The following is a 14,554-nucleotide window of genomic DNA, read 5'->3' as shown; positions in this document are numbered from 1 at the left end:
AGATCCGTAACGGAAGAAACAGGCAGTCACGGTAGAGAAAGCGCAGGCCCCTTTCAAGGAGCGCCATGCCGCAAAGCGGCCACCACGAAAACCAGAGCGAAAAAAACCGGCTGCCCTGCTCAGGCAGCCGGACTGGGTGCCAGGTCAGGCCCTGGCGGGCACGGGCAGCGGCGACGCCAGCAAACGCTCGTCCAGCAACCCCAGGCCTTCCTGGAACAGCTGGTTGCTGCGCTCGGTGTCGCCCAACTGCGCCAGCAGGCGCGCCAGCTCGGCACAGGCTTCCGGATTGCGCTGCACCCGCAAGCTGCTGTCCAGATAATCCCGGGCCTTGCCCCACAGGCTGCTTTGCAGGCAGAGACGGCCCAGGGTCAGCAACAGGCTCGGGTCATCGGGATGGTCCTTCAGCCATTGCTCAGCGGTTTGCAGCTGGCGCGCTGGGTCACTGCCACGCACCAGGCCATACAGACGGGCCAGATGGCTTTCGTACCGGCGCTTCATCGCCGTGCGCAGCACTTCCTCGGCCTCGGCTTCCGCTCCCAACTGACGCAGTTGCTCGGCGTAGGCCAAGATCAATGGCGGCTCTTGGCGCTGGGCCGAAGTCAATTGTTGCCAGGCGCGATTAAGGGACTGCAAACCGGCAGTGGCATCTTCTTCACGACGCGCGGCGAGGGTCAGGTTTTCACCCCAGGCCCGGCGCTCCAGTTCCAGCAACTCGCTGGCGGGCAATGCCTTGTCCTTGCGCAACTCAGGCAACAGGCGAATCACCGCCGACCAGTCGCCACGCTGCTGATGCAGCCGCTGCAACTGGCGCAGCACCTGGACGCTGTGGGGGTGACGCTCATGCATGGCCTGCAGGGTAACCAGTGCGCCGTCGGTATCACCACGGTCGGTCTGCATTTGCGCGTGACTCAAGGCCACCGCCAATTCAGCTTGCGGCTGGCGCTCCAGGGCGCGCTCCAGCAGACGGTCGCACTCTTCGTAGTGCCCCTGCTCGTTGGCTGCCCGGGCAGCGCCCAGGTAATACAGCAGCGGCTGACGCTCGGCTTCGGCGGCCCGATGCAGATGCCGCTGCGCACTGGCCCAGCGTCCTTCGGCCAGGTCCATCTGCCCCTGCTCGATGGCGATCTGCACCCGACGGCTGCGGTTGCGCCGCGACCAGGGGTTGACCACACCACCGGAAACCAGCACCAGCTCGATCAGCAGCTTGATGCCCCAGATCAGCAGCCAGATCAGTGCAACCAAGGCCAGGGTGGCCCACAGGCTCGATTCATAACGGAAGTTGCTGTACGCGATCAGCACGTAACCGGGATGCTCGGCAATCGCCAGACCCAGCAAGCCGATCGCAGCGATCAGCAACAGCACAATCACATACACGCGCTTCATGGGCTGGTCTCCTGCGCGGTGCTCGCAGCAGGCTTGGCCAGAGGTTTCACCGAGTCTTCAGCGTTCAGGTTGCGCCGCTCAAGGTACGCCTGGACCGCGCTCAGGGTCTTGGCCAGGTCCGGCGTGACCACGGTCACCGGCTGCTGGCTCAACTCGGCCAGGCGCTCCACCATGACCTTGGTCTGCGGGTCGTCCTGGTTGAAGTTGGTTTTCAGTACATCCCGAGCCTCGGTCAGCGCCTGCCCGTATACCGGAGCCTGGCCATTCAAGGCGGCCCACTGCGCTTGCTCCAGGGCCAGGCTCAAGGCCAGGCGCACCTGAGTCAGGCTTTGCCCGGCCAATAGCGGCCGAATGTTTTTGTCAGCGTTGAAGTCAATGCGGAAATACCGCGAAAGCTCCGCCCAGGCTCGTGACCAGAGGCTGGCGCCGTCACCATCGGCGGTCAGGCCCGGCAGGGAATCGCCACGGTCCTTGAACTCGGGGGCCAGGGCATTGAGGTCGAGCACCTGATCGCGCAAGGCGCCCAGTTGCAGGAACAGCCCGGTACGGTCCGGCTGCTGGGTGCTGCGCAAGGCGGCCAGGCTCTTGAGCACTTGCTCGCGAGCGGCAAAGGCGCCCGGGTCATTCTGCTCACGAAGAATATCGTCCGCGCCCTGGACCAACGCCTGGGCGCTGGTGATGTCTTGCAGGGCAGACAACCGCAGGCTGGCCAGGCGCAGCAAGTGCTCGGCCTCGGCCAGGCGCCAATCCTTGCGGCTGGCACCGAGGACGCTTTCCAGGCGCTGGTTGAGACGCTGCTGATCGCCCTGCAACTGGGCCACCAGGCGGCGCCGGTCTTCCAGCTCATCCGCTGGCGGCAGTTGCTCAAGCCGCGCACTGAAACGCTGCTCGCTGAGTTTGGAGCTCTGGGCCTGATCGTTCAGCGCCTGTAACTGCTCCGACTGCTGCAGGTTGTGGGCTTGCAGGCTACGCACCTGCCAGATTCCCCAGCCGCCGGCAGCGACACCTGCGGCACCCAGCAGCAGGGCTAGAATCGCCACCCCATTGCCACGGCGCTGCACAACAGGGGGAACGGGTTCGGTCGGTGTCTCAAGCACCGGCTGCACTTGATCTTTGGGCAAGGCTGTTTCGCTCACGTATCCATCCTTTGCGTTAGAGAACGGGCACGGGTTGCTCCCGTAACGCCGTTAGCAAGGCCGCGGCGCTGGCGCCACGGCAATCCACAACTTTTTCAGCTCCAGCGGCGCGTGCCATCTCGGCAACCCGTGGGCTTGGAACAAACAACGGCATCTTCGCCAACTGCGGCCAGGCCGCACCGGCCAACTGCCGTAAATGGCTGAAGCCCTGTCCACTGCTGACCACCAGGCCGTTCAAGCGTTCCACAGTAATGCGCTGCGCCAGCACGCCTTCGGCATACACAGGCACCCCACGACGGTAGAGCTCCAGATAATCGACACTAGCACCTTGGCTGCGCATGCGCTCAGCCAGCAACCCGCGCCCGCCTTCGCCACGCACGATCAATACCCGAGGGTCAGGCCGTTCGATAGCCTCGCGCAATTGGGGAAGTTCAAGCAAGGCCTCACTGTCATCCCCCTGCTCGGGAAAGAACACGTCCAGGCCGTGGTCAGCGAGAATCGCACCCGTGGCCGCGCCCACGCTGAACCAGGGTTGGCGCGGTGGCTGCGGCCAATGCTCACCCAGCAGCGCCAGCATCAGCCGTGCAGCGGGCTTACTGACCACGATCACCGCACAGTAACGATCCAGCTCCAGCACGGTTGAACGCCGGGCAGGCGTGAGGGGTAACGCCTCGATATCCAATAACGGCAAGCTGCTGCTGGCGACCTGGGCATCAGCCAGGACCGCGGCCAAGGCAACGCATTCGTCCTCAGGTCGGGTCAACAGCAAACGCCAGCCCGTCACTCTTCGCCGGCCTCGCCATAGACCGCCCGCAGGATGTCGTCAGCGCCCTGGGCCAGCAGGTTTTCAGCCACCTGAACTCCCAACTCCGTCGCTGCGCCACGGGGGCCTCGGGCTTCGGCGCTGAGCAGCAGGCCACCGCTGGGCTCGCCCACCAGGCCGCGCAGCCAGAGCTCGTCGCCCTCCAGCACTGCGTAGCAGGCGATCGGCACTTGGCAGCCACCGTTCAAATGTTTGTTGAGGGCACGCTCGGCGGTCACCCGGGAAGCGGTGTCCGCGTGGTGCAGCGGTGCCAGCAAGGCATGAATCTCCGTGTCGGCGGTGCGGCACTCGATCCCCACTGCGCCCTGGCCACCGGCGGGCAAGCTGTCATCGACGCTGATGGAGGAGCGGATGCGCGCTTCGAAGCCCAGACGGATAAGACCGGCGGCAGCGAGGATGATCGCGTCGTACTCGCCGGCATCGAGCTTGGCCAGGCGAGTGTTGACGTTGCCCCGCAGGAAGCGGATTTGCAGGTCCGGGCGACGGGTCAGCAGTTGGGCCTGGCGGCGCAGGCTCGAGGTGCCGACCACGCTGCCCTGGGGCAGGTCGTCGAGGCTGGCATAGGTATTGGAGACGAAAGCATCACGCGGGTCTTCCCGCTCGCAAATGCAAAACAGGCCCAGGCCTTCAGGGAAATCCATGGGCACGTCTTTCATGGAGTGCACAGCGATGTCGGCTTCGTTCTCGAGCAGCGCGGTTTCCAGCTCTTTGACGAACAGGCCCTTGCCACCGATTTTCGACAAGGGCGAATCAAGCAATTTATCGCCGCGACTGACCATGGGCACCAGGGTCACCACGAGGCCGGGATGGGCCTCTTGCAGGCGGGCCTTGACGTATTCGGCCTGCCACAAGGCCAGAGCACTTTTGCGGGTAGCGATGCGGATTTCGCGAGAGGACATGGATCAATCCGTACTGAATAGATACGGCAGATAATAACAGCTCAGCCAAATCCGCTTTGACTTGTATCAGCCGCGCCCTGTCCGCACAGGCGCGGGGAGCCACCCGGTGGCTCGTCGAAGCCCCGCCCTAAAGCTGTTGCATCATTTTGCGTACGCCGGCCACATGGCGCCGACTGACGATCAACGCGTCGCCATTGAGCCCTTTGAGGTACAGCTGGAAATGCCCAAGAGGGGTGCGCTGTAAGCGTTCGATACGCTCGCGGGCCACCAGGGCATTGCGATGGATGCGCACGAAACGCTCGCCAAACTCATCTTCCAGGGCTTTGAGCGGCTCATCCAGCAGGACTTCCCCGCCTTCATGGCGCAAGGTCACGTACTTATGATCGGCAATGAAATAGACCACCTGATCCAGGGGAATCAACTCGATGCCTTTGCGGGTTCTGGCGCTGATATGGCTGCGCGGGCCGTTGCCACTCTCGGCTGCCGGTCGAGTCAGCGCCGCCAGTTGCACCCGGTTGGGTTTTTCGGCGGCTTTCAAGGCTTCGAGCAACGACTCGGGGCGCACCGGTTTGAGCAGATGACCGACTTCGCTGGCGCTGAATGCGTCAACGGGAAACTCGTCGGGGCTGACGCAGAACACCAGCGCCGGCGGCGACTCGCGTTCACATAATTTGGCGGCGACCTGCAGTCCATCCAGGCCGGGCATGCGGATATCGAGCAAGACGATATCCGGTTTCAGGCTGTCGATCAGGGCCAATGCCTCATCGCCATTGGTGGCGCTGGGCTCCAGGACACTGTATCCCTCAAGCTCACTGACCATGCGGCTCAGGCGCTCGCGGGCTAGGGGTTCGTCATCAACGATCAGGACATTCATATTGCGCTGGATTCCTGCGTGAGTCTCGCACAAGGATAGCGTAGACAGGTGAAGTGACGTCCGTCACGGCGATCCACGCTAAGACTAGTGCGAAGGCCAAAAAGTGCCGCAGGTCGGGCAGCAAAATTTGCCCGTGCCTGCCCGAAACCGCTCAAGGCCGATGGATGCGCGACGGCGTCGCAGGGAATGCGGTTCATCAACACAAAGCCCCCCTCTTCTTTGTAGTCGGCATCCACCCTGGCCGCGCCACCCTCTTTGCATGGGGTGGCTGTCTGGACGAAAGCGGTCTTGAAATTCGATTGCCAGGCCCGCTGCGAAATCGTTACAGCGTGCGCAATCGCACGGGCCCTACAGTCCAACTGTAGACGGTTGCCAAGACGATATTGCTCAATCGATAAATATCCTTTGCTCGATATCGCCGTTGCGCCTGAGGCCTCGTCCCGCCCCTGCCAACCGTGCAGGGCCGCCGAGCCAGTCTCCGCGCCTCAAGCAGCGGCGACAAGCGTCCGGAAGCACCTCGATATAAATAAAATGCCCCCGACCAGTGCCAGCGACAGCCCGGGCAACCCTGTTATTATCCGCGGCAACTTTTCACGCCATCTTTCTTCAGCACATCACGAGCGAATTCATGAGCACTGACAAGACCAATCAGTCCTGGGGCGGCCGCTTCAGTGAACCCGTCGACGCCTTCGTCGCCCGCTTCACCGCCTCTGTCACTTTCGACCAGCGCCTGTATCGCCACGACATCATGGGCTCCATCGCCCACGCCACGATGCTGGCCAAGGTCGGCGTGCTGACCGATGCCGAGCGCGACAGCATCATCGACGGCCTGAGCACCATCCAAGGTGAAATCGAGGCCGGCAATTTCGACTGGCGCGTCGACCTTGAAGACGTGCACATGAACATCGAAGCGCGCCTGACCGACCGCATCGGTATCACCGGCAAGAAGCTGCACACCGGCCGCAGCCGTAACGACCAGGTGGCAACCGATATCCGCTTGTGGCTGCGGGACGAGATCGACCTGATCCTCGGGGAAATCACCCGCTTGCAAAAAGGCCTGCTGGAGCAAGCCGAGCGCGAAGCCGAGACCATCATGCCGGGCTTCACCCACCTGCAGACGGCACAGCCAGTGACCTTCGGGCACCACATGCTGGCCTGGTTCGAAATGCTCAGCCGCGACTACGAGCGCCTGGTGGATTGCCGCAAGCGCACCAACCGCATGCCCCTGGGCAGCGCCGCACTGGCCGGCACCACCTACCCGATCGATCGTGAATACACCGCGCAACTGCTGGGCTTCGACGCCGTGGGTGGCAACTCCCTGGACAACGTCTCAGATCGCGACTTCGCCATCGAATTCTGCTCGGCCGCCAGCATCGCGATGATGCACCTGTCGCGCTTCTCCGAAGAGCTGGTGCTGTGGACCAGTGCGCAGTTCCAGTTCATCGATCTGCCGGACCGCTTCTGCACCGGCAGCTCGATCATGCCGCAAAAGAAAAACCCCGATGTGCCCGAGCTGGTGCGCGGCAAGAGCGGCCGTGTATTCGGCGCGCTGATGGGCCTGCTGACCCTGATGAAAGGCCAACCCCTGGCCTACAACAAGGACAACCAGGAAGACAAGGAACCGCTGTTCGATGCCGCCGACACCCTGCGCGACTCGCTGCGTGCCTTCGCCGACATGATCCCGGCCATCAAGCCCAAGCACGCGATCATGCGTGAGGCGGCGCTGCGCGGTTTCTCCACTGCCACCGACCTGGCCGACTACTTGGTGCGCCGCGGCCTGCCATTCCGTGACTGCCACGAAATCGTTGGCCATGCAGTGAAATACGGCGTGGAAAAGGGCAAGGACCTGGCGGAAATGAGCCTGGAAGAACTGCGCACCTTCAGCGACCAGATCGAGCAAGACGTGTTTGCCGTGCTGACCCTGGAAGGCTCGGTGAACGCCCGTGACCATATCGGCGGCACCGCGCCGGCACAGGTCAAGGCTGCCGTGGTACGTGGCCAGGCGCTGCTGGCCAGTCGCTGATCCCATTGCCAGCAAGCCCGCTCCAACCGGAAGCGGGCTTGCGCATGGCAGGTAGCGAAACTACTTCTTGCTGGCGATCATCGCCAGGAACTGCGGCATGGCCGCGTCCTTGTCTGCTGCGATGCGCTGAGCATTAGGCATCTGCTCCAAGCGCTCCAACAAAGCTTTCGCCGCCGGCATCGACGCCAGAAAGTCCACCCCGAAGAGTTTATGCCCCACCGCGCAGGCCAGGCTTACGCTGTACATAAAGTACAGGTCCGCCACGCTCATACTGTCGCCCGCCACATAGGGCGCGAACTTGCCATGCCGTTCCAGCGAGGCAAACCCCAACAGCAACTCAGCCTTGGCTTTTTCCTTGATGGCCTCCGCCACCGAAATGCCAAAAAACGCCTCGGCATAACAAGCCCGCGCCGGCAACTCGATGTACAGCTCGATTTCCTTGGCCAGGGCCAGCACCTGGGCCCGCTGGAACGGGTCGCTCGGCAGCAGCGCCGGGCCAGGCTGAGTGCGCTCCAGGTAGTCGAGAATCACGCTGGTCTCGTTGATAAAGCCCTGCTCCACACCCAGTACCGGGACTTTGCCCCGAGGGCTGATGGCCAGCGCCTCAGGGCTCTGACCGGCATAAAAGGGCACCTCTTCGAAGGGCAGTCCTTTTTCCAACAGTGCCAGCTTCACCATGTTGTAGTAGTTGCTGACGGAGAATCCATAAAGCTTGAGCATCACATAGCCTCCAGGCCGCGCAGGGGTTGGCAGGGATTCTTATAGAGGGTGAACGGCCCTGTGACCAGCAGCATCAGGTCAATGAATACAGGTAAACTGGCGGCCTTTCCTTGAGGAGCCTGCCATGAGCGAGCCAACCGATATCGACAACGACGAAGAAGCGTTCGCCGAAACCACCCTGATTGAAGCCATCGAAAACCAGATCGAAAGCGACAACCCACCAGCGGCCAAGGCCACGTTCAACAAGTTGACCCTGGTCGGCTACGAACGGGAAGAAATCCTCAGCCTCATGGCCCATGTGCTGGCCGTGGAAATCGACGCCATTCTCGAAGAAGACCGCGCCTTCAATACCCAATGGTATGAAGCGGCCTTGCGGGCCCTGCCAGAGTTGCCGCCAGAAAAGTCCTGAGGCGTCGCCGGAGCGCGGCGGGCAGGTGCTGCAAACCCTTGCAATACCACGCCAGTCGCCGCGCCCGGCAATCTGCACCGACAGATCGTTCAACCCTGACTACACTGGGAACCCGACTGCGGCCAAACGCCGCCCGCCAAGGGCATAAAAGTCCGTAGCGAATACTGGACAGGCCGCACAACTGCGTTCACCTTAAGGACGCTGTCGTCTAATTCCTAGAAAGTCTGGAGTCCTTATGTCGTATACCCCTGAGTTGGTTGCCGAACTGGAAATCCTTGCACTCTTCAACCTGGACAACTCCCAGGAAGGTTTGAAAATCCATCAGACCGCTACGCCTTCTGCCATCTCTGCCGCGCAACGCCTATTTGATAAAGAACTGATTACCCAGCCCGACGGGGGTTACCTGACCAGCCTGGGTCGGGATGCCGCCGAGCATGCACAAGGGTTGCTGACCATCCTGTCCGTCGCCGAAGCCGCTTAAACGCCACGCTCCTGTATGGCCCACGGGATCCCCGTCTGTCGGATTCCGCGGGCACACCTCTTCCTAGCGCTAAAAATCTGGCGTCAAAAAACAAAAATCAGCTTAAAGGTCACCGGCGACTGGCGGTAAACTGCTCAGCGCCCTGAGGCCTCCTATCTTCGAGCAGTGCTTGAAATGACCCGCACCCATGAAATCCGCCCCGACCTGGACGAGGGAATCGACCGCAAGGTACTCAGCCAGCTGCGTGGGCGCTTTCTGAAACTCAATGAGGGCCGCCTGGGCCGGGCGATGGAAGGCCTGTCGTCGCGCCAGCAACTGGTGCTCAACCTGCTGCCGCTGTTTTTTCACGTCAATCACCCGCTGCTGCCCGGTTATGTGTCCGGCAGCACGCCGGCCGGGCTATCGAATTACGAACCTGACGCCCAGGCATTGGCCGAAGCCCAGCGCCTGACTCGTTCGTTTTCCTACAAGAGCCGGCCCGGTAGCGTGCCACGGCCGATTCATGGCCTGTTCCTGATGGGCAGCCTGGGGACCCTGGCCCAGGCCGATCAGAGCGACATGGACCTGTGGGTGTGCCACGCCCCAAACCTCGGGGAAAACGAGCTGGCGGAGTTACAGAAGAAATGCCAACTGCTGGAAGCCTGGGCCGACAGCCAGGGCGCCGAAGCGCACTTCTTTCTGATCGACCCGCGCCGCTTTGCCCAAGGCGAACGTGACACCCAATTAAGCTCGGAAAACTGCGGCACCACCCAGCATTACCTGTTGCTGGACGAGTTTTACCGCACCGCCATCTGGCTGGCCGGCCGCACTCCACTCTGGTGGTTGGTGCCGGTCTACGAAGAGGCGCGCTACGAGCAGTACACCCACACGTTGCTGTCCAAGCGCTTTATTCCCGCCGACGAAAACCTCGACCTGGGGCACCTGGCCCATATCCCTCCCGGCGAGTTTATAGGTGCCGGGCTCTGGCAGTTGTTCAAGGGCATCGAGTCGCCCTACAAATCGGTGCTCAAGCTGCTACTGACCGAGGTCTACGCCAGCGAACACCCGCAGGTGCAGTGCCTGAGCCTGCGCTTCAAGCAAGCGGTGTTTGCCAACCGCCTCGACCTCGATGAGCTGGACCCGTACATCGTGGTGTACCGGCGCATCGAGGAGTACCTCCTGGCCCGGGGCGAACCTGAGCGCCTGGAACTGGTGCGCCGCAGCCTGTACCTGAAGGTCAATCGCAAGCTCACCGGCAATAACGGAGCCCGCAGCGCCAGTTGGCAGCGCTCGTTGCTGGAGCGCCTGGCCAACGAATGGGGCTGGGAGCCACGGCAGTTGGCCATGCTCGACAGCCGCAGCCAGTGGAAAGTGCGCCAGGTCAGCGCCGAACGCCGAGCCCTGGTCAATGAACTGAACTACAGCTATCGCTTCCTGACCCAGTTCGCCCGCAACGAACAGACCGTCAGCCTGATCAACAAGCGCGACCTCAATGTGCTGGGCCGGCGCCTGTATGCAGCGTTCGAGCGCAAAGCCGGAAAGGTCGAGTTCATCAACCCAGGGATCGCGCCCGACCTGGCCGAAGACACCCTGACCCTGGTGCAGTCGCCCAGCAAGCGGGAGCCGGGGCAAACCCATTGGGGCCTGTACAACGGCAACCTGAACGCCCTGGAATGGGAGCATTTCGCCCCGATCAAGCGCTGCCGCGAGCTGCTGGAACTGTTGACCTGGTGCCACCGCAACGGCGTGATCGACAGCAGCACGCGCCTGGCCCTGCACCCCGGCAGCAGTGATTTGAGCGAGTTCGAGCTGTTCAACCTGCTGGGCAGCCTGCAACAGACGGTCGCCCTGCCCCTGGCCACCGTCAGCGAAGAACAACTGCTGCACGCCAGCGTCCCCAGCGAAGTGCTGCTACTGGTCAACGTCGGCGTCGACCCGCTCAAACATCACCGGGAACTGAACATCCTGATGACCACCGAGCGCACCGACTCCCTGAGTTACGCCGGTGTTCGCGAGAACCTGGTCCTGACCCTGGACCAAGTCACCCTCAACAGCTGGAACGAAGTCATGGTGGGCCGTTACGACGGCGAACATGCCTTGCTGGACTGCCTGCGCGACTACCTCAACAACCTGCCCAGCGGGCCACAGCCGCGACTGCGGGTGCGCTGTTTCTGCCACAACCGCGCGCAGTTCATCGCGCAGCGGGTCGAGGAAGTCTTCGATACCGCACAGAACCTGCTGCTCAGCCAGCTCAACCATCGCTACCTGGTGCAGGTCCAGCAGCACTACCACGTACTGGAATTGGTACCCGGGCAGGTCAAGCATGTGGCCCTGGCCACCTTGCCGGCGCTGCTCGATTATCTTGGCGCGGAGCAGGCCCGCTACAGCCCGCTGCACTTGGACCCGATGGCCCTGGAAGACCACGACCTGGCACTGATCCTGCCCATGGGCCAGCCGGACTGCATCCAGGTGTTCTACCGGATCGTGGAAGAAGAAGCCGAGCTGTATGTGCTCGATGAAACCAACGCCCTGTGGCTGCAGCGCCTGCCGTATCACGACGAGCAAAGCCTGCTGGTGCCGCTGCAGCGTTTCCTGCAGTCAATCCTGTATCGCCGCGAAGCCTTGCTGCCTTTGGACGCGGCACCCAACGTGATACCCCTGGAGACGCTCTACTACCAGATCCTGCCGTCAGGCAGCGGCCGCGCCCGGCGTGTGGAACCGCGCCCGGCCCCACCGACCCAGGTCAGCAAGGCCTTTTATGACGTGCAGGCGATCATCGGCAAGGCTGCACCCGGGCAGGTGCAGGTCTCGCTGTACTGCAATCAACGGGAGTTTTCCGAACTGGAATATGCCGACCAGCTGTTTGCCGTGGTCGCTCAGGAAATCGTCTCGCAACGCCGTGAGCCACAGCGCTATCGCTGCTATATCACCGACCTGGACCTGTCCGGTCTGATCGGTGATGTGCAAAGCCCCAGCATTGTGTATCTGCGATACAAGGCCAGCCTGGAGCGCGCCCTGAACGACGCCCTCGAGCAGGTCTAGCCGTCAATCAGAGGTGGAAGTCGCCTGCGGCTTCCGGCTGGTATTCCACTTCGAGCAAGGCCAGCTTCAGGGTCTTGCCACCCGGAGCCGGCCAGTCGATGTGCTGGCCAACCTGCAGGCCGAGCAAGGCGCTGCCGACCGGGGCCAGGATCGAAATCTTGCCTTCGTCGGCATTGGCATCCTGGGGGTAGACCAAGGTCAGGTGGTAATCCTTGCCACTGCCTTCTTCGCGGCAGTGCACCCGGGAGTTCATGGTAACGACACCCGCCGGGACTTCATCGTGACCCACCAGGGTCTCGGCGCGGTCCAGTTCGGTTTGCAGCGCGATAACGCCCGGCAGCGTGTCATCCAGGCTGTCGATCAGGCGCTCCAGACGCTGCACGTCAAGGCGGGTAAGAATGATTGAAGGGGCAGTGCTCATGATCCAGGCTGACTCCTTTTTTCTGCACAAAAAAGCAAAACCCCGCCAAATAAGACGGGGTTCTCGACATCCTCGGTGTGGCGAGGCGTTTCCGGACACTACCACAGCACCATCAATAAACAAACCGCACGGCCGTTCCGCTAGCCGGGGCTGGATGTGGCGGCCTGCTTGCGCGTGAGTGCCTGGGCACAAATCGCTCGGCGACGCTCATCATCGGCCGAGCGCCACTCGCGGATGTCTTCCACATGGCGAAAACAGCCGCGGCAGACCTTCTCTTCATCCAGTCGGCAGAGGCTGATGCAGGGCGACCCCACAGCCGGGCTGACATTGCTGTAGAGCGGCTTTGGAGGACGAACCGGGGCGGCCTGGCTCATGCTCAGAGCCCTTCGAACTCAAGCTTGATGTCGGCCTGCTGCAGAACGATGCGCTCGAGCATTTCGCCCAGTTGCTCTTCGCTCTTGTCGCACATCCAGCGCTCGCTCTCTTCGTCGTAGTCAAAGTGGAAACCACCGGAGCGCGCGGCCAGCCACAGCTGACGCAGGGGTTCCTGGCGGCTGAAGATCACCTGGCTGCCGTTCTCGAACTTGACGGTGAGCACACCGGCCGAACTCTCCAGATCGATGTCCAGGTCGCAGTCTTCAAAAATGTCTTCCAGCGTCTGCTGGGTGGCATCGACCAGGTCGTGAAAACGGGCTTCAGTCAAACTCATTGCGGGAACCTCAAAAAGTGTCTACTCACGCTCAAGCGCCGCAAGATACGGGCGCATCCCGGCGAATGCAAAGGATACCGACCACAGGGGCAACTGGGGCACCCCCTCCTCCCGCACCCCGCCCAAGCGGCCCACGCCCCGTAGGCAAAGGCCCGCCGGACGGGAGTTGAGTCGCATAGGCAAGCTGCCGGGTGGCCGGTATACTCGGGCGCAATTTACGCATTCTCAAGGATTTCGCCATGAAGCGCCTGATCTCTTCCCTTGCTGCGCTCGTCGCGGTTGCCTGCCTTGTTACTGCCTGCGGCCAGAAAGGCCCGCTGTATCTGCCTGATGACAGCAAATCCCCTGAAGAGCAGGCGAAGTCGCAATCGCAATCGCATAAGCACGACTCCTACTAAGGGAACACCATGGATGCTTTTAACTACCGCGACGGCGAGCTGTTCGCGGAAGGCGTAGCGCTGTCCGCCATTGCCGAGCGCTTCGGCACCCCGACCTACGTCTACTCCCGTGCGCACATCGAAGCCCAGTACCTGGCTTACGCCGATGCACTGGCCGGTATGCCTCACCTGGTCTGCTTCGCGGTCAAGGCCAACTCCAACCTTGGAGTGCTGAATGTCCTGGCGCGCCTGGGCGCCGGTTTCGACATTGTCTCGCGTGGCGAACTGGAACGTGTCCTGGCCGCTGGCGGCAGCGCCGACAAAATCGTCTTCTCCGGTGTCGGCAAGACCCGTGACGACATGCGTCGTGCCCTGGAAGTCGGCGTGCACTGCTTCAATATCGAATCCACCGACGAACTCGAGCGCCTGCAAGTGGTGGCGGCCGAGCTGGGTGTTCGCGCGCCGATCTCCTTGCGCGTCAACCCGGACGTGGATGCCGGCACCCACCCGTACATTTCCACCGGTTTGAAAGAAAACAAGTTCGGCATCGCCATTGCCGACGCCGAAGACGTGTACATCCGCGCCGCCCAACTGCCCAACCTGGAAGTGGTCGGTGTCGACTGCCATATCGGTTCACAGCTGACCACCCTCGACCCGTTCATCGATGCCCTGGATCGCCTGCTGGGCCTGGTGGATCGTCTCGGTGAGTGCGGCATCTACCTGCGCCACATCGATCTGGGCGGCGGCCTGGGCGTGCGCTATCGCGACGAAGAGCCGCCTCTGGCCGGCGACTACATCAAGGCCGTGCGTGAGCGCCTGGACGGTCGCGACCTGGCCCTGGTTTTCGAACCGGGCCGCTTTATCGTGGCCAACGCCGGGGTACTGCTGACTCAGGTCGAGTACCTCAAGCACACCGAACACAAAGACTTCGCCATCGTCGATGCGGCTATGAACGACCTGATCCGCCCGGCGCTGTACCAGGCCTGGATGGACGTCAGTGCCGTACGCCCGCGCGACAGCCAGCCGCGCACTTACGACATCGTCGGCCCGATCTGCGAAACCGGCGACTTCCTGGCCAAGGAACGTCCATTGGCCCTGGAGGAAGGCGACCTGCTGGCCGTGCATTCCGCCGGTGCCTACGGTTTTGTCATGAGCTCGAACTACAACACCCGCGGCCGTGCCGCTGAAGTGCTGGTAGATGGTGACCAGGCTGTTGAAGTGCGTCGCCGCGAGACGGTAGCCGAGTTGTTCGCTGGCGAAAGCCTGCTGCCGGAGTAA

General features: G+C 62.4%; 15 protein-coding genes. 6 read left to right on the top strand and 9 right to left on the bottom strand.

The genetic code is table 11. From position 1 onward, the window contains the following. Positions 1-144 precede the first annotated feature (144 nt). The 5 genes from M1B34_RS06960 to M1B34_RS06940 form a co-directional block, all read right to left on the bottom strand. Entirely contained in the window at positions 145-1,383 is a 1,239-nt protein-coding gene (locus M1B34_RS06960) for a heme biosynthesis protein HemY (protein WP_268262658.1), read from the bottom strand. Continuing rightward, entirely contained in the window at positions 1,380-2,519 is a 1,140-nt protein-coding gene (locus M1B34_RS06955; RefSeq protein ID WP_123327777.1) for a uroporphyrinogen-III C-methyltransferase, read from the bottom strand. Before M1B34_RS06955 ends, M1B34_RS06960 begins: the two co-directional genes overlap by 4 nt. A gap of 16 nt (positions 2,520-2,535) precedes the next feature. After that, complete coding sequence (locus M1B34_RS06950; protein ID WP_268264730.1) at positions 2,536-3,303, bottom strand: uroporphyrinogen-III synthase; 768 nt, start codon at positions 3,301-3,303, stop codon at positions 2,536-2,538. Further along, on the bottom strand, positions 3,300-4,241 hold the full coding sequence (gene hemC / locus M1B34_RS06945; RefSeq protein ID WP_268264729.1) for a hydroxymethylbilane synthase: 942 nt from the start codon (positions 4,239-4,241) through the stop codon (positions 3,300-3,302). The genes M1B34_RS06950 and hemC overlap by 4 nt, the downstream gene beginning before the upstream one ends. A 127-nt stretch (positions 4,242-4,368) precedes the next feature. Continuing rightward, positions 4,369-5,115 (bottom strand): LytR/AlgR family response regulator transcription factor, encoded by a 747-nt coding sequence (locus M1B34_RS06940; RefSeq protein WP_268264728.1) that lies wholly within the window; start codon positions 5,113-5,115, stop codon positions 4,369-4,371. A 628-nt stretch (positions 5,116-5,743) separates the two neighbouring features. On the opposite strand from M1B34_RS06940, the gene argH reads away from it, so the two are divergent. Further along, positions 5,744-7,138, top strand: a complete 1,395-nt coding sequence (gene argH / locus M1B34_RS06935; RefSeq protein WP_123327781.1) for an argininosuccinate lyase — start codon at positions 5,744-5,746, stop codon at positions 7,136-7,138. Positions 7,139-7,198: 60 nt separating this feature from the next. Here the strand turns inward: argH and M1B34_RS06930 are convergent, their stop codons facing one another. Beyond that, a complete protein-coding gene (locus M1B34_RS06930) occupies positions 7,199-7,858 on the bottom strand; it encodes a glutathione S-transferase family protein (protein WP_268264727.1) in 660 nt (219 codons plus the stop codon). A gap of 124 nt (positions 7,859-7,982) precedes the next feature. Between M1B34_RS06930 and M1B34_RS06925 the strand changes: the two genes are divergently transcribed. The 3 genes from M1B34_RS06925 (at position 7,983) to M1B34_RS06915 (ending at position 11,769) form a co-directional block, all read left to right on the top strand. Then, the gene (locus M1B34_RS06925; RefSeq protein ID WP_123327783.1) at positions 7,983-8,267 is read left to right on the top strand and encodes a hypothetical protein; all 285 of its coding nucleotides are present in this window, start codon (positions 7,983-7,985) and stop codon (positions 8,265-8,267) included. A 235-nt stretch (positions 8,268-8,502) separates the two neighbouring features. Beyond that, on the top strand, positions 8,503-8,748 hold the full coding sequence (locus M1B34_RS06920; protein WP_123327784.1) for a TIGR02647 family protein: 246 nt from the start codon (positions 8,503-8,505) through the stop codon (positions 8,746-8,748). 174 nt (positions 8,749-8,922) lie between these two features. Further along, positions 8,923-11,769 carry a class I adenylate cyclase gene (locus tag M1B34_RS06915; protein ID WP_268264726.1) on the top strand — a complete coding sequence of 949 codons (2,847 nt, stop codon included), beginning with the start codon at positions 8,923-8,925 and terminating at the stop codon, positions 11,767-11,769. Positions 11,770-11,776: 7 nt separating this feature from the next. Here M1B34_RS06915 and rnk read toward each other — a convergent pair whose 3' ends face one another. The 3 genes from rnk to cyaY all read right to left on the bottom strand — a co-directional run bounded on the left by rnk (position 11,777) and on the right by cyaY (position 12,899). Further along, positions 11,777-12,190, bottom strand: a complete 414-nt coding sequence (gene rnk / locus M1B34_RS06910) for a nucleoside diphosphate kinase regulator (RefSeq protein WP_123327786.1) — start codon at positions 12,188-12,190, stop codon at positions 11,777-11,779. Between the two features lie 140 nt (positions 12,191-12,330). Further along, on the bottom strand, positions 12,331-12,564 hold the full coding sequence (locus M1B34_RS06905; RefSeq protein ID WP_123327787.1) for a DUF1289 domain-containing protein: 234 nt from the start codon (positions 12,562-12,564) through the stop codon (positions 12,331-12,333). Positions 12,565-12,566: 2 nt separating this feature from the next. Continuing rightward, complete coding sequence (gene cyaY, locus M1B34_RS06900) at positions 12,567-12,899, bottom strand: iron donor protein CyaY (RefSeq protein WP_123327788.1); 333 nt, start codon at positions 12,897-12,899, stop codon at positions 12,567-12,569. A 239-nt stretch (positions 12,900-13,138) separates the two neighbouring features. Here cyaY and lptM point away from each other — a divergent pair, with 239 nt between their 5' ends. Both lptM and lysA read left to right on the top strand, forming a co-directional pair. Beyond that, complete coding sequence (gene lptM / locus M1B34_RS06895) at positions 13,139-13,297, top strand: LPS translocon maturation chaperone LptM (RefSeq protein WP_020295979.1); 159 nt, start codon at positions 13,139-13,141, stop codon at positions 13,295-13,297. Between the two features lie 9 nt (positions 13,298-13,306). Further along, positions 13,307-14,554 (top strand): diaminopimelate decarboxylase, encoded by a 1,248-nt coding sequence (lysA, locus tag M1B34_RS06890; RefSeq protein ID WP_123327789.1) that lies wholly within the window; start codon positions 13,307-13,309, stop codon positions 14,552-14,554.

Origin of the sequence: Pseudomonas morbosilactucae (assembly GCF_023241715.1) — a bacterium.
Taxonomy (GTDB): domain Bacteria; phylum Pseudomonadota; class Gammaproteobacteria; order Pseudomonadales; family Pseudomonadaceae; genus Aquipseudomonas; species Aquipseudomonas morbosilactucae.
This window is presented reverse-complemented; position numbering and strand designations above follow the sequence as displayed.